The sequence below is a fragment of the Streptomyces violaceus genome (assembly GCF_036014075.1).
Classification (GTDB): domain Bacteria; phylum Actinomycetota; class Actinomycetes; order Streptomycetales; family Streptomycetaceae; genus Streptomyces; species Streptomyces violaceus.
Window position 1 is genome coordinate 6,316,292 of the sequence record NZ_CP107911.1, and the last position, 19,655, is coordinate 6,335,946.

19 protein-coding genes and 1 tRNA gene are annotated in these 19,655 nt (G+C 72.3%); 9 read left to right on the forward strand and 11 right to left on the reverse strand.

From position 1 onward, the window contains the following. Positions 1-147: 147 nt before the first annotated feature. The 3 genes from OG542_RS28415 (at position 148) to OG542_RS28425 (ending at position 1,430) form a co-directional block, all read left to right on the forward strand. Positions 148-219: transfer RNA gene (locus OG542_RS28415), tRNA-Val, on the forward strand. 53 nt (positions 220-272) lie between these two features. After that, positions 273-686, forward strand: a complete 414-nt coding sequence (locus OG542_RS28420) for a DUF6153 family protein (protein WP_328414410.1) — start codon at positions 273-275, stop codon at positions 684-686. A gap of 102 nt (positions 687-788) precedes the next feature. Beyond that, complete coding sequence (locus OG542_RS28425) at positions 789-1,430, forward strand: DUF305 domain-containing protein (protein ID WP_328414412.1); 642 nt, start codon at positions 789-791, stop codon at positions 1,428-1,430. Positions 1,431-1,441: 11 nt separating this feature from the next. On the opposite strand, the gene OG542_RS28430 is transcribed toward OG542_RS28425, so the two are convergent. Both OG542_RS28430 and OG542_RS28435 read right to left on the reverse strand, forming a co-directional pair. After that, positions 1,442-1,795, reverse strand: coding sequence for a hypothetical protein (locus OG542_RS28430; RefSeq protein WP_328414414.1), 354 nt, complete (start codon positions 1,793-1,795; stop codon positions 1,442-1,444). Between the two features lie 51 nt (positions 1,796-1,846). Continuing rightward, positions 1,847-2,752, reverse strand: coding sequence for a ketopantoate reductase family protein (locus OG542_RS28435; protein WP_328414416.1), 906 nt, complete (start codon positions 2,750-2,752; stop codon positions 1,847-1,849). Positions 2,753-2,854: 102 nt separating this feature from the next. Here OG542_RS28435 and OG542_RS28440 point away from each other — a divergent pair, with 102 nt between their 5' ends. Continuing rightward, entirely contained in the window at positions 2,855-3,103 is a 249-nt protein-coding gene (locus OG542_RS28440) for a DUF2277 domain-containing protein (protein WP_328414418.1), read from the forward strand. A gap of 31 nt (positions 3,104-3,134) precedes the next feature. Here OG542_RS28440 and OG542_RS28445 read toward each other — a convergent pair whose 3' ends face one another. After that, entirely contained in the window at positions 3,135-3,740 is a 606-nt protein-coding gene (locus OG542_RS28445; RefSeq protein WP_328414420.1) for a DedA family protein, read from the reverse strand. Positions 3,741-4,037: 297 nt separating this feature from the next. Between OG542_RS28445 and OG542_RS28450 the strand changes: the two genes are divergently transcribed. After that, positions 4,038-4,586 carry a superoxide dismutase family protein gene (locus OG542_RS28450; protein WP_328414422.1) on the forward strand — a complete coding sequence of 183 codons (549 nt, stop codon included), beginning with the start codon at positions 4,038-4,040 and terminating at the stop codon, positions 4,584-4,586. An 82-nt stretch (positions 4,587-4,668) separates the two neighbouring features. Here OG542_RS28450 and OG542_RS28455 read toward each other — a convergent pair whose 3' ends face one another. From OG542_RS28455 to OG542_RS28470, 4 genes are all read right to left on the reverse strand, one after another. Beyond that, positions 4,669-5,121 (reverse strand): DoxX family protein, encoded by a 453-nt coding sequence (locus OG542_RS28455; RefSeq protein ID WP_189724821.1) that lies wholly within the window; start codon positions 5,119-5,121, stop codon positions 4,669-4,671. 79 nt (positions 5,122-5,200) lie between these two features. Next, positions 5,201-7,141, reverse strand: a complete 1,941-nt coding sequence (locus tag OG542_RS28460; protein WP_328414425.1) for an FAD/NAD(P)-binding protein — start codon at positions 7,139-7,141, stop codon at positions 5,201-5,203. A 160-nt stretch (positions 7,142-7,301) separates the two neighbouring features. Continuing rightward, positions 7,302-8,963 carry an alkaline phosphatase D family protein gene (locus tag OG542_RS28465; RefSeq protein WP_328414427.1) on the reverse strand — a complete coding sequence of 554 codons (1,662 nt, stop codon included), beginning with the start codon at positions 8,961-8,963 and terminating at the stop codon, positions 7,302-7,304. 79 nt (positions 8,964-9,042) lie between these two features. Further along, a complete protein-coding gene (locus OG542_RS28470) occupies positions 9,043-9,687 on the reverse strand; it encodes an HNH endonuclease family protein (RefSeq protein WP_311125447.1) in 645 nt (214 codons plus the stop codon). A 389-nt stretch (positions 9,688-10,076) separates the two neighbouring features. Here OG542_RS28470 and OG542_RS28475 point away from each other — a divergent pair, with 389 nt between their 5' ends. After that, entirely contained in the window at positions 10,077-10,658 is a 582-nt protein-coding gene (locus OG542_RS28475) for a TMEM165/GDT1 family protein (RefSeq protein ID WP_328414430.1), read from the forward strand. A gap of 235 nt (positions 10,659-10,893) precedes the next feature. Continuing rightward, positions 10,894-11,553 (forward strand): HAD-IA family hydrolase, encoded by a 660-nt coding sequence (locus tag OG542_RS28480; protein WP_311125445.1) that lies wholly within the window; start codon positions 10,894-10,896, stop codon positions 11,551-11,553. Positions 11,554-11,816: 263 nt separating this feature from the next. On the opposite strand, the gene OG542_RS28485 is transcribed toward OG542_RS28480, so the two are convergent. After that, positions 11,817-13,058 (reverse strand): FAD-dependent oxidoreductase, encoded by a 1,242-nt coding sequence (locus OG542_RS28485; RefSeq protein ID WP_328414432.1) that lies wholly within the window; start codon positions 13,056-13,058, stop codon positions 11,817-11,819. A 99-nt stretch (positions 13,059-13,157) separates the two neighbouring features. On the opposite strand from OG542_RS28485, the gene OG542_RS28490 reads away from it, so the two are divergent. Continuing rightward, positions 13,158-14,162 (forward strand): helix-turn-helix transcriptional regulator, encoded by a 1,005-nt coding sequence (locus OG542_RS28490; RefSeq protein ID WP_328414434.1) that lies wholly within the window; start codon positions 13,158-13,160, stop codon positions 14,160-14,162. Between the two features lie 35 nt (positions 14,163-14,197). On the opposite strand, the gene cpt is transcribed toward OG542_RS28490, so the two are convergent. Next, positions 14,198-14,731 (reverse strand): chloramphenicol phosphotransferase CPT, encoded by a 534-nt coding sequence (gene cpt / locus OG542_RS28495; RefSeq protein WP_328414436.1) that lies wholly within the window; start codon positions 14,729-14,731, stop codon positions 14,198-14,200. 27 nt (positions 14,732-14,758) lie between these two features. After that, positions 14,759-16,498, reverse strand: a complete 1,740-nt coding sequence (locus OG542_RS28500; RefSeq protein ID WP_328414438.1) for a peptidoglycan-binding domain-containing protein — start codon at positions 16,496-16,498, stop codon at positions 14,759-14,761. A gap of 540 nt (positions 16,499-17,038) precedes the next feature. Here OG542_RS28500 and OG542_RS28505 point away from each other — a divergent pair. Beyond that, positions 17,039-19,105 carry an MDR family MFS transporter gene (locus tag OG542_RS28505; protein ID WP_328414440.1) on the forward strand — a complete coding sequence of 689 codons (2,067 nt, stop codon included), beginning with the start codon at positions 17,039-17,041 and terminating at the stop codon, positions 19,103-19,105. A 37-nt stretch (positions 19,106-19,142) separates the two neighbouring features. Here OG542_RS28505 and OG542_RS28510 read toward each other — a convergent pair whose 3' ends face one another. Next, on the reverse strand, positions 19,143-19,634 hold the full coding sequence (locus tag OG542_RS28510; protein WP_328414442.1) for a GNAT family N-acetyltransferase: 492 nt from the start codon (positions 19,632-19,634) through the stop codon (positions 19,143-19,145). Between the last annotated feature and the right edge of the window lie 21 nt (positions 19,635-19,655).

Consider the following 19,655-nt stretch of genomic DNA (forward strand, 5'->3'; position numbering starts at 1 on the left):
TGGTTCCGGGGCCCGCCGGGGGATCCGGGCCACTCCCGGATCAAGGGTGGGGTTATCCCCCGGGCTGACCCACGGACCGGGGTTTGCGGGACGGTGCCCCGGGCGATGTAGGCTGTCGACTCGTCCTGGGCGCGTGGCCTGGGAGCCGGGTGCGTAGCTCAGGGGTAGAGCGCCTGCCTTACAAGCAGGATGTCGGCGGTTCGAAACCGTCCGCGCCCACCGGATCATCGAAAAACGCCCCGGGCCCATATCGGCCCGGGGCTTTCTCTACGATGGGCACCGTGAACAGCCCCGTCCAGCGCGCCTCGCGACCAGCCGTTCGGCGGTGGCGTGTGTGGTGTGTGCTGGGGCTGTTGGCGGGTTTGCTGGGGATGCACGGGCTGGCGCCCGGTGGTGGTGTCCCGCAGGGGACGCACGGGCAGCAGTCGCACTCCTCCCACAGTCACGTAACCCAGACGCACTCCCAGGTCATGCCGTACGGGCACTGCGGTGGCGGGTCCGTTCAGCATGCCGACGCGACCTGTGCTTCGGGTGCCCTGAGCGGGGGGCCGGTGTTGCCTCCGCTTGTTCCCGACCCGGTCCCCGGGGGCGTAGGGGAGGGCGTCGTACGGGTGTTGGCGGTCGCGGAGGCGGAGGACGCGCGTGCCCCGCCTTCCCTCGCCGAGCTTCAGCTTCTGCGGATCTAGACACCGCGCACGCATCGCGCCGGGGCCGAGGCCCCTACCGGTGTGGTGCGTCGACGTGTCCGGAATCCCATTTTCTCTCCTTGCAGAAGCAGGAGTTCACGCATGAACAGCACGAAAAGCACGAAAAGCGCGACCAGCACGACCAGCACGTACAGCCTCCGCACCCTGACCCGCCGGGCCGCCCTCGTGGCGGTGGCTGGTGCCGCCGCGTTCGTCCTCGCCGCGTGCGGCGGCGACGGTGACGGCACAGACAGCGGCAGCGGTGCGCACAACGCCCAGGACGTCTCCTTCGCGCAGGGCATGATCCCGCACCACCGGCAGGCGCTGGAGATGGCGCGGCTGGCTGACGGCCGGGCCGCCTCCGAGGCGGTCAAGGACCTGGCGGCGCGGGTCGAGAAGGCCCAGGACCCGGAGATCAGGACCATGACCGGCTGGCTGGAGCAGTGGGGTGAGGACGCCCCCGAGTCGGCGGACGGCATGGACCACTCAGCAAGCCACTCCGGTATGCCCGGGATGATGGGCGGCGAGGACATGGCCGAGCTGGAGAAGTCCGAGGGCAAGGCCTTCGACACGAGGTTCCTGGCCCTGATGGTCGAGCACCACGAGGGTGCCGTGAAGATGGCCGGTGTCGAGAAGAGCAAGGGCCGTTACGGCCCGGCCACGGCCATGGCCGATGACATCGTCACCGCGCAGAACGCCGAGATCGGCGAGATGAACAAGCTCCTGGGCAAGAGCCGCGGCTGACGCCCCCGCGGCTACGAGGCTCCGTCGGTCTCCTCCGGCGGAGCCTCGTGCGCGTGTTTCAGCCGGGAGCGGGCCGTCACCCGCTCGGGGCCGGTGAGTTCGGCCCAGTAGCGGTGGGTACTGACGAACACCGCGAGTTCGTGCTCCCGCCGGCGGAGCTTCTCCACCTCGGCCTGTTCGTCGGCGCTCCAGCCGGGGGAGGCGGGGCGCTCGACCTTGCGCCAGCCGTTGTCGTCGCTGAAGCCGTCCACCGGCTCCACCGACCAGGGCAGCCGCTTCAGCAGGGCCGACAGCTCGGCCCGGACCTGATGGAGTTCCTCCTGACCGGCGAGGAGGTCACTCGGAAAGTCATAGGTCGTAGCCACGACCCAATGATACGCCTGTTCGAATTTGAGTAGCGAGTCTCTTCCCGTGGTTCACGCGAACGTGTGTTCCCTCTCCAGAGCGCCCACCACCCGCGCCGTCACCGGGGCCGACACCCCGTGCCGCTCGGCCGCGCGGAGCAACGCGCCTCCGATGGCGTCCAGTTCGAGCGGGCGGCCCGCCTCGGCGTCGCGTTGCATCGACGACTTCGTCCGCGGCGGGAAGGCGTCGTAGCGGGCGAGGGACTGGGCCGGGTCGGCCGGGCCGCCGCACGCGCGGCTGATCGCGGCCGTCTCCTCCACCAGGGCCGTCAGTTCGTCGCGGTGGCGGGTGCGGATCTCGCCGAGGGGGAGGGAGTGGTGCGTGGTGAGCAGGGCGAAGGGGGCCAGGAACGACATCTTCGCCCACAGGGTCGCCGTCTCGTCGTCCTGGACGCGGGTGGCCGGCCCGGCGGCGGTGAGGGCCTCGGCGAGGGTGTCGAGGCGGGGCCGGGGTGCCGCCGTGCCGGTCAGGTCGATCTCGGCGAAGGGGCTGCCGTGCTCGATGACGCCCGGGGCGACACGGGTCGACTCGACGCGGATGACGGCGGGGGCGACGCGGTCGGGGCGGTAGCGGGCGCGCAGGGCCGCCGGGTGTTCGACGCCGTTCAGGAACGGCACGAGGAGGCCGTCGGCCAGCGCGGTCGCGGGGACGCGCGCCAGGGCGGCGTCCAGGGTGGTGTGCTTGACGGCCACCAGGCACGCGTCGACCGGTTGGCGCAGCTGCGTGTCGGCCTCGACCGGGGCCGTGAAGTCGCCGAAGGGTGTGCTGCGGACCCGGATGCCCTCCGTGCGCAGGGTCCGGGCCGTCTCCTCACCGGACAGGCAGATCACGCGGTGGCCGGCGCGGGAGAGCAGCGCGGCGAGCAGGCCGCCCACGCCGCCGGGGCCCAGGACGGCCACGGTGAGTTCGTTCCCCATGTCTGGTTCCTCTCGTCGGTCGGCCCCACAGTGGTGGCCGCCTCGTGGAGATCATGGCAGTCGTCGCTGTCGCACGGGAGCCGAAAGGGTGAGACTGGGGGCATGTGCCGGAGTATCAAGACGCTTCGTCCCCCTGCGATGGCCGAAGAGGCCACGGCGGACGACATTCGGGCTGCCGCGTTGCAGTACGTGCGGAAGGTTTCGGGATTCCGTGCCCCCGCCGCTCACAACCAGGAGGTGTTCGACCGCGCTGTGGAGGCCATCGCGCGGGCCACGGAGGAGTTGCTGGACGGGCTGGAGATCCGTGGAGCCGCCAGTCGCCGAGCTGAGGCTCCAGCTCCTACGACGTAGCTGCCACGACCTAGCTGCCACGACATGGCTCCTACGACGCCTCCGACGCCCGCGGCTCTCTCCGCATGACGTAGGCCGCCCCCGCCCCCGCCCCGAACAGCGCCCCCACCGACACCGCCGTCGCCAGCCAGCTCGCGCCCAGCCAGTGGGCGCCGAACCAGCCGAGGGCGACGCTGTACGCGGCCCAGGTCAGGCCGGCCAGGGCCGACCAGGGGAGGAAGTCGCGGGCGCGGCGGTGGGCGGCGCCCGCGCCGAGGGAGACCACCGAGCGGCCGGCGGGAGCGAAGCGGGCGAGAACCACGAGCGCGCCGCCGCCCCGCGCCAGCGCCGCGCCGAGACGTTCCTGCGCGGTGGTCAGGCGCCGGGAGCGGGAGATCGCCCGGTCCAGACGGGCGCCGCCGCGCCAGGCGAGGCGATAGGCGACCAGGTCACCCAGGACGGAGGCGGTGGCCGCGCAGAGGGTCAGCGCCAGGATGTCGGGCACATCGGTCGCCGAGCCCGCGGCCGCCGCCGTGGCCACCGTGATCACCAGGACGCCGCTGGGCAGCACCGGCAGAAACACGTCGAGCAGGATGGACAGGGCCACCACCGCGTAGATCCATGGGCTGCCGACCAGCGACCCCACCTGCTCCAGCACCGCGACTCCCCGTGATCCCCCGTGGGCCAGACCGTGCCGCGATGTCGCGCGGGGAGCGGCAGGAGAGGCCATGACAGCCATACAGCGTACGCCTGGGGTGTGACGGGCGGTTCACGGGGGGCTCGTATGTTCGGTACCGACTGTTCACGTCGTGTCTCAGCTCGTCTCCTCTCGTCCCGAGTCGTCACTTCGCCCGAGCCGTCACCCGGCTGCCGTGTCCCGGAGGGCGGTGGGCGCGGGTGTCCCGTAGCAACAGAAGGGGCTGAATCAGACACAAGGTGAGGAACGGTACACACCATGCTGGCAGGAATCTGCGCGAGCGCCGTCGCGACCGCTTTGTTCGCCGGTGGTCCGGGCGGTGTCGAGGCTGTCGAGAGCCACTCCGTGCGGGCGGAGGCCCGGTTCGACGTGCCCGGGGCGGCGGACCGATCGGCGGCGCTGACGTACGACAGGAGGCTTGTCCCGGTGGGCTCGTGGATCGAGGTTCGCCAGCACACCGCGCCCGGTGGCGCGACGACCGTACGGCTGAAGGTGGCCGGCATGAAGCCCGGGCACGCCTACGGCGTCCATGTGCACCAAAAGCCCTGCGGTGCCGACCCGGAGGCCGCCGGCGGGCACTACCAGCACCGGCCGTCGAGCGATCCGCGCCACGTCGGCCCGGACAACGAGGTCTGGCTGGACTTCACCGCCGACCGGCGCGGTGCCGGTGCGGCGAGTGCCCGGCACGACTGGGGTTTCCGGCCGGGTGAGGCGTCCTCGGTCGTGATTCATGACGTGCCGGGCGGCGCGGGGGCGCGGGCGGCCTGTTTCACGGTGCCGTTCGGGCCGGTGGACAGGGACGAGTAGGCGCGCCCCACGCGCCGGGCAGCGGAACGGCGCCTCCCCGAGGCAGGGAAGGCGCCGTTCTCCGTGGTGGTGTCCGGGCGGCTCAGGCAGCCACCGGCGTCTGCTCCGTGGACCGCTGCCCCTGTGCGGAGGTGCGCCGCGCCAGCAGCCGGTCCACGCCGAACGCGCCGGAGCCCGTGAAGATCAGCAGGAACATGGACCAGCAGTACATGGCCGCGCCCTCGCCGCTGTTCTCGATCGGCCACAGGCCCTGGGGCTGGTGGACCTTGAAGTACGCGTAGGCCATCGCGCCGGAGGAAATGAACGCCGCGGCGCGGGTGCCCAGGCCCAGCAGCACCAGGATGCCGCCGACGAGTTCGATGACGGCCGCGTACCAGTTCGGCCAGGCGCCGGTCGCCGCGGTGCCGCCCTTGCCGTCCACACCGCCGAGGACACCGAAGAGCGCGACGGCGCCGTGGCAGGCGAACAGCAGCCCGATGACGATCCGGAACAGTCCGAGAGCGTACGGCTGGGCGCCGTTGAGTCGTGCGGTCATGTGGGGGACTCCTTCGGGCGGCCGGCCAGGGGAAGGCCGGTCGGGGGACAGAACCGATGAGTAACCACGTTAGGTGCGCCTAATTGATGCTTGCAAGTTCAACATTTGGCCACTGGTTTACCTCTGCTTGGGTGACTTCTTCGGCCACAACCGCACGTAGAGCGGCTCTCGCCACCGCATCCGCGTCCGAAAGCGTGACCGAATCCACACCTGGCCGGGCCCCCGCCGCGGTCACCCAGTGCACGCCTTCTGTCGGCACTCCGAACGCGAACCGCCTTGTGTGTGCAACTCCTTGACGGTCGATCAGATGATACGGGCGTTCCGTGACGTCCAACCCCCCTGTCTCGTAACCATCGGCGGTGTGCGGGCGGCACTGGCCCGTCCGCAGCAGCCCGGCGAGGAGCCCGTCGGCCGTGCTCCGCAAGTCGGCTTCCGGCAGGCGGGCCTCTATGAGGGTGGTCACACGGACGACCGAGCCCGGCACCTCGGGTGAGCAGGCCGCCCAGGCTCCGTCCTCCTCCGCCACCTCCAGGCCCGGCCCGAGCACCTGCACCACACCCGCCTCCATCAGCGCCGCGAGCTCCTCGATGCGACGCCGTGGCGGGCCGATGGACAGGAAGGCGTTGAGCGGGGTGTACCAGCGGTCCAGGTGGTCCCGGCGGGAGGCGCCGGCGAGGCCCCCGTGGTCGACGATCATCCGGAGTTCGTTGCGCAGGTCGCGCAGCACGTCGAGGGCCGCCTTCAGCGGGCCCCGGACATTGCCCAGGGCGGCCTGCGCGGCGTCCTCGCGCAGATACGACAGCAGCCAGTCGCGCCACTCGCCGAGATGCGCGAAGTCCCGTCCCGCGTGCGGGCGGGACACCCGCTCCCAGCACCAGCGATCGGCGCCGGGCACCCCGAACTCGTCCAGCAGCGCCGCCTCTCGGGAGTCGCCGTGCGGCACCGCCAGGAAGAGATCGGTGAACTCGCGGCACCGTCCCGCGAAGTCCGTGGGGTCCCCTGCCCGGAGCAGCGTGGAGTAGTAGACCGTCTCGACCTCCTTCGCCACCAACGGCCATATCTCCGCGAGGAAGTCGGGCGCCTCCCCGGAGTCGGCGCGCTTGCGGAAGCCCGCGATCGTCTCCGGCGTGAGGACGAGCGGGACGTGCCGCCCGAACGGCCCCTTCGCGTTGTCGCCGCGCGCCTGGTACGGGATGCCGCGCCGCGAACCGGCGTACAGCCGTGGTTCCCGGCCGGAGGGGAGATAACGCAGGCCGCCCCGGGGGCCCCGGACGAAACGGCCGCCGCGGCTGGTCGTCAACAGGGCCGTGTGGTCGAAGAAGTTGAGGCCGAGGCCACGCAGCAGGACGGGCTCGCCCGCGGGGATGGAGGGCAGGTCGGCATCGGCCGGGTTGGCGGGCGGGATGTGGCGCAGGCCGTGACGGGCGGCGTGGGCCGCGAGGCGTCGCTGGGCCGGGTCCGCGGTCGTCGGCAGGTGGCCCTGTGCCAGCACTACCGCGGACAGGCCGGTCAGGGTGTGGCCGTCGTCGAGGGTGAGGGCCTGGTGGCCGCCCGGCGTGTCGTCGAGCCGGACCGCGCGGGCCCGGTGCGTCTCGACGCGCACGTTCGGCGGCGCGTCCCGTACGGCCCTGGCGAACACCCACTCCAGGTAGCGGCCGTAGTCGGCCCGGGTCGGGTACTCGTCCGGGTCCAGCGTGCCGCGCGCCCACTCGTACAGGCTGGGCCCCGGGCGGATCGGGCCCGAGCAGTCCACGCTGTCGTCGGTGAACAGGGTCACCTGGCAGGCCACGGTGTTCATCAGCAGCTCGGGCGACTGGGCGGTGCGCCAGACACGGCCGGGTCCTGGCGGGTGCGGGTCGATCACGTGGACCGTCAGCCGGGCACCGGGAGGGAGGAGTTCCGGGGCGGAGGCGCAGAGGCGTTCCAGGACGCTGGTGCCCCGTGGCCCGGCGCCGACCAGGGCGACGGAGACCGGTGGGGGTGTCTCGGCCGGTGCGGGTTCCTCGGTCGACGCAGACAAGGGTGGTACTCCCGGGCGTGTGGGGCGCGTGTCGGCGGTCCGCCGGGTGGAAGCGGACGGTCCGCCTCATCATGCCGTCGCCGGGAGCGGGAACCGAGGCTCGTGGGGAAGGATTGACGCTCGCTGTGGGATGCGTCACTGACATCGCGGGACACGCCGGTCACAAAGGGGTGGAACGGGTGTGTTGCGGGGCAAGTTCGGAGTCCTGGAGCGTGGTCAGACGGGGGCCCGCCCCCTGCCGTGCCTTGGCCTGCTCCAGGCGCAGCCGGGCCGAACGGCCGTGCAGGGTCAGGGTCATGAGCTGGTTGCCGAACCAGGGGCCGCCCGTCTTGCGCCAGGTGACCGGCGGGCGGGGGAGGCGGCCGTGCCGGGCGAGGCAGCGTCCGAGGGTGCGCGCCACCGCGGTCCAGCCGATCCGGAAGCCCATCCGGATCGACAGCGGGACGGAGTTGTGGACGGGGGAGCAGACGAGCTGCACCACCCGGGCGTCGGGCCCGCGGCCGGGCCACGAGGGCTCGGCTACGTAGGCGTGGTGCACATCCCCGGACAGCACGCACACCGTCGCGGGCGCGTCCCGCCCCGAGCCGGCCTCGGCGATCAGCTCCGCCAGCCCGGCGAAGGACTCGGGGAACGCCGACCAGTGCTCCAGGTCGGCGGCCCGCCGCACCTTCTCCCCGACCCGCGCCCAGCGCTCGCCCCGTTCACCCCGGCACAGCGCCGCGTTCCAGCCCTCGGCGTCGTGCACCAGATGCGGCAGCAGCCAGGGCAGCGAGGTGCCGATGAGGAGGTGGTCGTATGCCTCGGGTGTGTCCCGTACCTGCTGGCGCAGCCAGGCATCCTCGCCCGGGTCGAGCATCGCGCGGCTGTCCTCGGCGAGGACGCGGGCCGCCCGGCTGTCCACCATCAGGATGCGTACGCGCCCGAAGTCGCGCCGGTAGCTCCAGCGGGCCGTGGTCGCGTCCTCGTCGGCCCGGGCGGCGAAGGCGCGCAGCACGTCGGTGCCGTCGGGGACCTCGCGGACGCCCGCGTACACCGGGTCGGCCGCCAGCTCCTCGAGGGACAGGTTGCCCAGGTGCTGGTGGACCCAGTACGACATCAGGCCGCTCAGCAGCCGCTCCTGCCACCAGTCGGTGGCCCGCATGTCGGTGAGCCAGGCGGCGGAGGTGTTCCAGTCGTCGATGACGTCGTGGTCGTCGAAGATCATGAAACTGGGCACGGTGGACAGCAGCCAGCGGATGCGCGGGTCGAGCCACGACTCGTAGTAGAGGTGCGTGTATTCCTCGTAGTCCGCGACCCCGTTGCCCGGCGGTTCGTTCAGGTCGCGGCGGGCCGCCAGCCAGCGCTCGGTGCTGTCGGAGGTCTCGTCGGCGTACACCTGATCGCCCAGCAGCAGCAGGACGTCGGGCCGCTCACCCTCCGGGTCGGCCGCGAGACGGGTGGCGAGCGCGTCCAGGGCGTCCGGGCCGACGGGGTCGTGCCCGCCCGCGGGTGGTGCGGCCCAGCGGCAGGAGCCGAAGGCGACACGGAGGCCGTCCTCCGGGCCCGGCGCGTGGATCGCCGAGGGCGGGAAGGGGGAGCCGGGCAGCGGCCACACGCGGGTGCCGTCGAGGAGGACCTCGTACGTCGTGGTCGTACCGGCCGTGAGGCCGGTCACCGGGATCAGCGCGTAGTGGTGGCCCGCGATCTGGAAGGTGCGGGCCGAGCCTCCGGCGCCGTCGGCGCAGCGCACCTCGGTGGAGCACGGACGGCTCGTCTCGACCCATACGGTCGCGGACGAGCCGTCGGTGTACCTCAGCAGTGGTCCGAGGCGCAGTCCGGCCATGGTGTTCCCCTCTCCGTCGCCCCGTACGGTACGGAACGACGGAGGTCAGCGGGGAGATCCTGGCCGGAAATACCTGGTGTCAGCAGCTCGCGAGATAGTTCTGGAGCGCGGACTTCTCGGCGGAGTCGACCGAGAGGCCGTAGTAGTACTTCACCTGGACCCAGGCGCGGACGTAGGTGCAGCGGTACGCCGTCCGGGAGGGCATCCAGGTGGCCGGGTCCTGGTCGCCCTTGGCCTGGTTGACGTTGTCGGTGACCGCGATGAGCTGCGGGCGCGTCAGGTCGTTGGCGAAGGACTGGCGGCGGGAGGTCGTCCAGGAGTCGGCGCCGGAGTCCCAGGCCTCGGCCAGCGGGATCAGGTGGTCGATGTCGACGTCGGAGGCGGCGGACCAGGTGGCGCCGTCGTAGACGGAGTACCAGCTGCCGCTGGTGGCGGCGCAGGAGGAGTCCTGCTGGACGTTCGAGCCGTCGCGTTTGAGGACGACCTCGCGGGTGTTGCAGGCGCCGGACTGGGTGATCCAGTGCGGGAAGAGGTCACGGTTGTAGCCGGTGCGGTCCTCGGTGGCCACGGTGAGAGAGGCGAGGTAGGTGCGGGCCGTGGAGGCGCTCACGGGGGTGGGGAGGGCGGCGGAGGCAGCCGGACCGTTGATCAGTCCGGCCGAGGCTATGAGGCCGGTGAGGCCCGCGAGTATGCTGAGCCGTCGACGCGCGTAGAACTTCGGCATACGAACTCCCTTGTGGGGTGGGGGTGTTGGGCGGCGAGCGGGAGAATGCTCGCCGCGCCGTGTTGCGGGGAGATGTGCGTGAGGTGAGAAGGTAGTGACGAGTTCATGACATGACAAGGGTTCGAGGCGGAACTGCCGGTTCGGGGGCGTCGCGTACGATGGACGGCGCAGAAGGGGAGTAGCTCTTCGCCGGACCGTCGACATACTGCTCAGCTCGCCTGAGCCGGCGCCCGGAGGCAGGTCCTTTCCCGGACCGGCCAGCGAGACCTTCGGCAAGCAGTGCACGCCCGTGCCGTACGGCACGGGTGCCGCGTGTGCTGCCGTGCCGAGGTGTGTCGCGTGAAGGTTCAGCACTCTCGGTGGGGCAGCCCCGACCGATTGAGGAACCCTTGATCAGCCTGACCGTGACGGCCGTCGTCTTCGGCGTCGTCTTCCTCGCCGAACTGCCGGACAAGACCGCCCTCGCCGGCCTCGTCCTCGGCACCCGCTACCGCGCCTCCTACGTCTTCGCCGGTGTCGCCGCCGCCTTCGCGCTGCACGTCGCGCTCGCCGTCGCGGCGGGCAGTGTGCTGACGCTGCTGCCGCAGCAGATCGTGCAGGCGCTGACGGGCGTGCTCTTCCTGGGCGGGGCCGCGGTGCTGCTGCTGAAGAAGGCCGAGGACGAAGAAGAGGTCCGCAAGCCGGAGAACCAGTCCTTCTGGAAGGTCTCGGGCCGGGGCTTCATGCTCATCCTGGTCGCCGAGTTCGGCGATCTCACCCAGATCATGACGGCCAACCTGGCCGCCCGCTACGACGACCCGCTCTCCGTCGGTCTGGGCGCGGTGCTCGCGCTGTGGGCGGTGGCCGGGATCGGCATCGTCGGCGGAAAGGCGCTGATGAAGAAGGTGCCGCTGCGGCTGATCACACAGATCGCGGCGCTGGTGATGCTGGCGCTCGGGGTGTGGAGCCTGTGGGAGGCCGTGAGCGGATGAGCCGGGGCGAGCTGAACGGTGGATGAACGTCTGCCGGGGGGTCTGGCGCGAAGCGGGGATTGTTTTGTACCGTGGGGGAACAAAGTGGCCCTCGCCCGTTTTCCCTGACCGGCGGGCGGGGCCGCCTTGTCCCTCCGGGGGCGACGGACGCGATCCGTCGTCTGCCCCCTCTTCCGCGCTTGACGTGCCGGAGGCGCAGGCCGCGTCTCTCACGCCCTGAGCCTTGGAGCAGCCGATGACGGCCACCGCCGTGCTCACCGCCCGCGCCCTCCTGCTGGACATGGACGGCACCCTCGTCAACTCCGATGCCTCGGTCGAACGCGTCTGGCGGCGCTGGGCCGAGCGGCACGGGCTCGACGGGGACGAGGTCATGAAGGTCGTCCACGGGCGGCAGGGCTACGCGTCGATGGCGCTGTTGCTGCCCGGCCGGCCGATGGAGCAGAACTACGCCGACAACGCCCGGATGCTCGCCGACGAGACGGCGGACACCGACGGTGTCGTCGCGATCCCCGGGGCGCCGGAGTTCCTCGCCTCGCTGCGCGGGCTGCCGCACGCGCTCGTGACCTCCGCCGATGTTCCGCTCTCGACGGCGCGGATGGCCGCGGCCGGTCTTGAGCAGCCCGAGGTGCGGGTGACGGCGGAATCCGTCGGGGCGAGCAAGCCCGACCCCGAGGGCTTCCTCAAGGGCGCCGCCGAGCTGGGCGTGGCGCCCGCGGACTGTGTGGTGTTCGAGGACTCCGGGGCCGGGATCGCGGCGGGGCGCGCGGCCGGGATGACCGTGGTGGGCGTCGGGCCCCGGGCCGCGGCCCACGAGCCGGACGTGGTGGTGGAGGACCTCACGCGGGTGCGTGTGGAGGCGGTCGGGGACGGGACGGTCCGCCTCCACGTCGGGTAACCGGCCCTGGGACTGGTGAACTCTCGCATGTTGAGGTGTCGCGTCATCCCGGACGGGTGCGGGTCGCCGTCAATCTGAGTCGACCACACTCATTCAGATCGGCGCGTTCCGGCTCGGGCGGCTGCGGTCGGCGCGGATCCCGCCGGACCGACCCCGCCGGACCCATCCCGCCGGACCGGTCCCTCTGCCTGGCCCGGACGTCGTAGGGCTGGACGACGCTGACGGCGGCCGTGAGGACTGAGCCGCGCTTGGGCCGACGTCGGTCATCGATGACGCAGCCGGGCGGCAGCGGCCAGGATCGGGGTGGTCACGGCGGTAGCGGCGGCGCCGAGCGTGGTGTCGGTGGCCAGGATCAACCGGACCGTTCTCATGGCAAGGCCGAGGACCTCGCTGCCGCGCCGGCGCATGCCCGCCTCGAATTGGTTCACGGCCTCGGCCGTCGTCGTATCGCCGTCAGTGACGTTGCCCAGGTGCTGAAGCAGGGCGGCAGCATCGCGGATTGCCGCGCCGGCCCCCATGCCGGCGGTGGGTGGTGTCGCGTGGACGGCGTCGCCGAGCGCGGTGATGCGGCCCGCAGGCCATGGCGCGAGCTCGGTGGCACGGGTCGAGGCGGCGTTGAAGCGGTACGCGGCCACGCTGCGCGGGTCGGCGCGGGCGATGACTTCAAGTGTGTGCTCGGCCCAGCCCTGCTCGCGGAACCGTCTCGACAGCGCGGCCTGCAACGCGCTGTCGCGTAAGGCGCGCAGGGAGTCGGTCGCGGGGGATTCGGGGAACATGGCGCCCCAGATGTAGGTGGGACCGGTGGTGATGGACATCCGCAGCTCGGGGGCGTCGAGCGCGACGTTGCCGACCGGGTCGAGGAAGCCGATGTACAGCGCCGCACCCCGTGGGCCGATCGCCAGCCCTGATCGTGGTCCGAGCCGTTCCTGTTCACCGGGACTCAGGTCAGTGCGGAGGGTACGGCCGGAGAACCCGGTGATGCCCGCCGGGCTGTTGGTCCGGCCTCCCGCCAGGCGCTGGGCAACCAGGGAGTGGGTGCCGTCCGCGCCCACCACCAGATCCGCCGAGACAGGTGCGGCGTCGGTGAACAGCACTCGGGGTGCGCCGTCCTCGCCCTGGCTCACGTCGGACACCGTCCGCCCCAGATGCAGGGCATCGCCGACCTCCTCGGCGAGCAGCATGCGCAGGGTGATGCGATCGACATCGATGCCGGCGTCGCCGCTGAGATCCGGCCCACGGCCGAGCAGCCGGCCGCGACGGTCCCAGAACGCGTCGCGGTCGCGCAGCCGAAGCGCAGAGGCCGACGCCAGCAGCCGCCGCATGGTCTCCGGGGCCACCATCCCCCGCAGCGCCGACTGAGCCCGCTCGTCCAGGGTGATGTGGTAGCCGCCTGTCGCCGCCACGTCGGTGTCGCGGTCGAACACCGCCACCTCCCATCCCCTGCGGCGCAACCCCGCCCCCAGCGCGAGTCCACCGATCCCGCCACCGACCACGACAACACGCATACTTGTCCGTCCTTTTCCGCCGTTTCTTGCCTGCACGGGCATTTCAACAGTGGCACCGGTAGTGGTCACCGAGTGGCCATTACCGGGCATGATGGGGCGATGGCGAGCACCTCACGACGGGCATTGCGGCTGCTGTCCCTGTTCGGATCGCGCCGCCGGTGGCCACTGCGCGAGCTCGCCTCCGGGCTTGGGGTCAGTGAGCGCACCGTCCGCCGTGACATCGAGACCCTGCGCCAGCTCGGATACCCGATCACCACCGTCCACGGGCCCGATGGCGGTTACCAGCTCGGCACGGGGCACACCCTCCCTCCGCTGGTGTTCGACCACGATCAGGCCCTTGCGGTCGCGGTGGCCCTCCAGGCCGCGCCCAGCACGGTGTCAGGCCTGAGAGACGACGCGGCGCGGGCGCTGGTCACCCTGGAACAGGCCATGCCCGCCGCGCTGCGGGAATCGATGAAGTCCCTGCGCCTGACCAGGTTGCGGAACTACTGGGAGTTCCCGGCGCCCCCCATCGACTCGACCGCGCTCACCGCCGTGGGGGCCGCGGTGCGCCACCGCCACGTGCTCGTCACCGAAACGCTGCGTGCCGACGGCTCACGCCCCGAAAGCGGCGATGACGACTTCCTGCCCGCCCGCCGCATCGAGCCCCACCATCTGGTCGTCTGGGCCGGCCGGTGGTACCTGGTCGCCTACGACCTCGCAGACCACCAGTGGCGAGTGCACCGTGTCGACCGGCTCCGCCCTCGCCCCACGACACACCGCTTCAGTCCGCGCGAACTCCCCTACGACGACCTCGCTCACTTCGTCATGAGCAGTCACGATCGCGGCGACACCCCCGCCGCCTGGCCGTGCACCGGCACAGCCCGACTCAACCTGCCGGCCGGCGTCGTCGCCCGCTGGGCACCAGGCGGTTCGGTCGTCGAGCACCTCGACACCGAGCATTGCCGCATCACCCTCGGCGCCTGGTCCTGGGCCGGTGTCGCCGGGATCCTCGCCACCTTCGATACCGAACTCGCCGACCTCCACCCACCCGAACTCGCACACGCTTGCCACCGAATTGCTGATCGATTGGCCGTCGTCTCGGACACCGAAGGAAGACCGTAGAGGACGCCTGGGCCGGTCCCCCCGGGGCCGGCAGGTCAGCCGATGTGGGCGGCGATGGTGCGGGCGCACTCCAGGGACTCGGTGTGTGTCGTGTCCACCTCCAGGTCGTACCTCACGCCCTCGTGCACGAGCTGTGCCTGTGCCGCGGCCATGCCCCGGACCCGGTCTCCCCGGGCGATCTCACGGGCCGCGGCGACCGCGCTGTCGCACCTGACGCCGACCCACAGCACGGCGAGTCCGGCCAGGGCCTTCTGCCACCGCTGCTGGGACGCCGGTCCGCCGAGGAAGACGTCGTCGATGATGACCCTGGCGCCGGCGCGGGCCATGGCGGCGACGCCCTCGGTCCAGGCCGCGTCCAGGGCCCGGAAATCCGCGCCCACGTTCACGCCGCCGTCGGGCGCGAAGGTGATCCCGCCGTCCGCGCCTTTCATCCTCGCGGGCAGCGCCTCGACGAACGAGTCGACGCCGAAGGCCGGCCATGGATCCGGCAGCACCTCTTGCAGGCACCGGACGAGTCCGGACTTGCCGGAGCTGGAGCCGCCGTTGAGAACGATCACCTGAGTTGTCACGGCGTCACCGTACGGCGCGCGGGTGGTCTACGGCTCCTGGGTTTCCGACTCCAGCTTCGCTCGGGTGTCCCGGTCGTAGACGCCGAGGTCGTCGACCTGGATGCCGCGTGAGTACTGGTAGTTGCGGACCGCGTCCTGGAGCCGGTCGTCGAAGGTGCCGTCGGTGTCGTCGTCGTAGAGGAACAACTGGCGCAGGCGCGACTGGAGTTCGGTGACCTCCGGGCCGCGGTCGCCGAGGCGCAGGACGGTGGGGCTGCCGTTCTGGCGGGAGTTGTCCGGCGGCGACTTCCCGGGGCCGGTCGCCGTCGCGGACGTCTCGGGCGCCGACGGGGAGGCCGTCTGTGAGGGGCTCGGCGAGGCGCTCGGCGCGGACGGTGACGGGGAGGCCGACGGGCTCCCGGTGCGGGACGGGACCGGCGGCGGTGCCGCGGGGGCCGACGGTGTGGCCGGTGCGCTCCGCGTCGGTGACGAGGACGCCGGGCTGCTCGACGGGGCGTCCGGCACGCTCGCCCGGATGCCGTCCGGCAACGCGGTGTTCCGGGAGGGCCCTTCGTAGAAGAACAGTCCGCTCGCGTACCCCGCCGCCGTCACCACGGCGACACATGCCCCGGCCGCGGCGAGCAGGACGATACGACGCCGCCGACGGGGCCTGCCGCCGGACTCGGACTCGAACTCGGCCGACTCCGGCCTGCCCGGTGCCACGGCCGACGTCCCGGTGCTGTCGAACAGCCGCAGATCGGTCACGCTCGGCAGGGCCCCGTCGGGGGCCAGGGGCGTCGGGAGCACGGAGGTCGCGTCCGGCGCGGGGGCGGAGGCGGGAGCGGCTGGGACGGCCGGCAGAACGGTGGTCGCGTCCTGATCCGAGGCGGCCGCGTCCGGGCCTGGGGTGACCGGCGGCACGGTGGTCGAGTCCGCGGCCGGGGTGGTCGGCGGCACGGTGGTCGCGCCCGTGGTCGGGGTGGTCGGCAGTACGGTGGTCGCGTCCGGGTCCACCGGGCGCAGGGGCATGGTCGTGTCGGCGGGGGAGGGCGGCGGGGCTACGCTCCCGGAGCGCGGGGCCTGAGCGTGCGTGCGTGCGGGCGGGGCGTCGGGCGCGGGCGGTTGCGGGGCGGCTCCCGCAGGGTCCGTGAGCCGCCGGCGCGGGGCGCCGTCGGATGCCTGGGCGGGGGCTCCGGCATGCGGGGGCGTGGTCGGCGTGGCGGGCGAGGGCAGCTGCGCGGCCCCCGCGGTGTGCGAGGTCTCCGCCGGGTTCGTCCCGGGCTGCCGCGGGGCCCTGTCGGACGGCCGCGCGGGGTTGCCGATGGCGTGCGGGGGCGCGGTCGGGAGGTCGGGGGAGGGCGGCTGCGAAGCTCCCGCAGGGTCCGTGAGTGGCTGTCGCGAGGCGCCGTCGGCCGCCTGTGTGGGACCTCCGGGGTGCGGGGCCTGGGCGAGCGGGCGGACGGTCGGAGTGCTCGACGGGGGCGGTTGTGCGGCCCCTGCGGTGTGCGAGGTCTCCGCCGGGTTCGTCCGCGGCTGTCGCGGGGCCCTGTCGGGCGCCTGTGCGGGGCCTCCGGGGTGCTGGGCGAGCGGGCGGACGGTCGGGGTGACCGCCGAGGGCGGTTGCGTGGCTCCCGTGGTGTGCGGGGCCTTCGCCGGGTCCGTCCGGGGGTGTCGCTCGGCCTCGTCGGGCGCCTGCGGGGGGTTTCCGGTGTGCGGGGCCTGCGTGGGCGGGGTGTCCGGCGAGGCCGGTTGCGCCGCTCCCGCGGTGCGCGAAGCCCCCGTGCGCAAAGCTCCCGTGCCCGGAACCCCCGTGCCCGGAACCCCTGTACGTGAAGCTTCCGTGCCCGGAACCCCCGTACGTGAAGCCCTCGCGCCCGGAACCGCCGCAGGGTCCGTCAGACGCCCTCGCGGGGTGCCTTCTGGCTGGGGAGTCGTCGCCGGTGTGTCCTGCCCGGCCGGGTCCTCGGGCCCCGAGGGACCGGCTCCGCCGTCGAGTTCGACGTACGGGCGGATCCGTAACGGGTCGAAGTCCTCCGCCGCCGCGGCCTGGGCCGTGCGGGCGTCGCGCAGGGCCTCGGCGGCTCGGTCGGTGCAGGCGCAGGAAGGGGACTTGTCCCGCTGTCTGGGCGCGCCGCACTCCGGGCACGGGTGGCCATTAAGCGGTTCCACGCGTTCCTCCCTCCCCTCGCGAACTCCAGAGATTATCCAGATCTTCTCCACAGTGCGGTCGAGGAGCCCCCGGAATGAACGCTTCCAAAAGGACTCGGCAGGCCATACCCCGTCACACCGGTCACGATGGAAAATGTCACAGGACCCTCGGGAGGTCTCATGGCCGGGGATGTGCACGACACAACACCCTCACCCGCGGAAACCCTCGCCCCGGAGCAGGTACCCGGGAACGTACTGGTCTCCATCGGTGCCCTGCTCCTCGGCATGCTGCTCGCCGCGCTGGACCAGACCATCGTGTCGACCGCGCTGCCCACCATCGTCAGCGACCTCGGTGGCATGGATCACCTGTCCTGGGTCGTCACCGCCTACCTGCTGGCCGCGACCGCCGCGACCCCCCTGTGGGGCAAGCTCGGCGACCAGTACGGCCGCAAGAGGCTGTTCCAGACGGCGATCGTGATCTTCCTCGTCGGCTCCGCGCTGTGCGGCACGGCGCAGGACATGACCCAGCTCATCGCCTTCCGGGCCCTGCAGGGACTCGGCGGGGGCGGGCTGCTGGTGTTGTCGATGGCGATCGTCGGGGATCTCGTGCCGCCTCGCGAACGCGGTCGGTACCAGGGGCTGTTCGGGGCCGTGTTCGGCGCGACCAGTGTGCTCGGGCCGCTGCTCGGCGGGCTGTTCACGCAGCATCTGAGCTGGCGTTGGGTGTTCTACGTCAATCTGCCCGTCGGCATCGTCGCGCTCGCCGTGATCGCGGCCGTCCTGCACATCCCGCGCCGGTCGCGACGGCACGTCATCGACTACCTCGGCACCTTCCTCATCGCGGCCGTCGCCACCTGCCTGGTGCTGGTCGCCTCCCTCGGCGGTACGACCTGGGGGTGGGGGTCCGCGCAGCTCGTCGGGCTCGCCGTCCTGGGCGTCGTCCTCGCCGTCGTCTTCGTGGCCGTCGAGCGGCGCGCCGCCGAACCCGTGCTGCCGCTGAAACTCTTCCGCGTCCGCACCTTCACGCTCGCCGCCGTGATCAGTTTCGTCGTGGGCTTCGCCCTGTTCGGCGCGATGACCTACCTGCCGACCTTCCTCCAGGTGGTGCAGGGCGTCAGCCCGACCATGTCCGGCGTGCACATGCTGCCGATGGTGGCGGGCCTGCTGCTGGCCTCGACGGCCTCCGGGCAGATCGTCAGCCGCACCGGCCGCTGGAAGGTGTTCCCGATCGCCGGCACCGGCGTCACCACGCTCGGGCTGCTCCTGCTCCACCAGCTCGACGAGAACAGCTCCACCCTCGAGCTGAGCGGTTTCTTCCTGGTCTTCGGGCTGGGCCTCGGCCTGGTGATGCAGGTCCTCGTGCTCATCGTGCAGAACGCCGTCCCGTACGAGGACCTGGGCGTCGCCACCTCCGGCGCGACCTTCTTCCGCTCGATCGGCGCCTCGTTCGGCGTCGCCGTCTTCGGCACGATCTTCGCGAGCCGGCTGGGTGACCAGCTCACCGACGCCTTCCGGGGCGCACAGCTGCCGCCCGGCGTCTCCGTGGGCGCGCTGGAGGCCGACCCGCGCGGCATCGCCGCCCTGCCGCCCGGCCTGCGCCCACCGGCCCTGCACGCCTACGCCGTCTCCATCACGGACGTCTTCCTCTACGCCGCCCCGGTCGCGCTCGTCGGCTTCGTACTGGCCTGGTTCCTGAAGGAGGACCGGCTGCGCGGCTCGGTCACCGCGCCCGACGTCACCGAGACCCTGGCCAGCAACCCCGTCGAGCGGTCCTCGCGCGACGAGGTGTGCCGTGCGCTGTCGGTGCTCGGCACCCGCGCGGGGCGGCGCGAGATCTATCGGAAGATCACCGACCGGGCGGGCTACGACCTGCTGCCCGCGGCGAGCTGGCTGCTGCTGCGGATCCGGAGGTACGGCGAGGTCGAGCCGGCCATGCTGGCCGAGAGCATGCCCGTGCCGCTGACCGTGATCATCGAGGCCGCCCGCCAGGTCGAGGAGCGGCGGCTCGCCGTGCGCGAGGGCCTCGGCCTGATCCTCACCGACCGGGGGCGCGAGGTCGCCGATCGGCTGGCCCAGGCCCGCGAGGAGTCCCTCGCCGAACTGCTCGGCGACTGGTGGGGCCCCGACCGGCCGACCGATCTGGTCCAACTCGTGCGGGAGTTGAACGGCGAACTGTGCGGGTCGCGGCGCGAGCGGCCGTACGGCGAACGGCCCTACGAGGAGCGGCGGGCGGCGCGGACGGGCTGAACGGGGGCCGTACGTCCGGTGGTTCAGGTGACGTGGTTCAGGTGAGGGACTTGGCGAACCAGTGCTCGGCGTACTGGTCGTCGTTGTACGGCTCGGTCTCCGTGTAACCGAGCCGGGCGTAGAGGGCACGGGCCTCGACGAGGTCGCCGCGGGTGTCGAGGATCAGTCGTGCGGCGCCGAGCGCGCGGGCGGCGTCCTCGGCGGCCCGGACCAGGAGCGGGGCGCCGCCTCTGCCGCGCATCGGGCGGTGCAGGAACACCCGCTTGAGCTCGGCGGTCGTGCCGTCGTACAGCCGTACGCCCGCGGTGCCGACCGGCTCACCGCCGTTCCGGGCGACCAGCAACCGCCCGCGCGGTGGCGCGAGGTCGGCACCCGGCTGGGCGGCGATCTCCCGCTCCAGCTCGTCCGGGTCGGTGCGGCGGCCCTCGTGCAGCAGGTACCAGCGGTCGCTGACCTCGGTGTAGTACGCCCGCCACAGAGCGGCGGCGACGGGGGAGTCGTACGGTTCCGGGGTCACGGTCCAGGTCATGAGCGCATTCTCGGCGGGTGC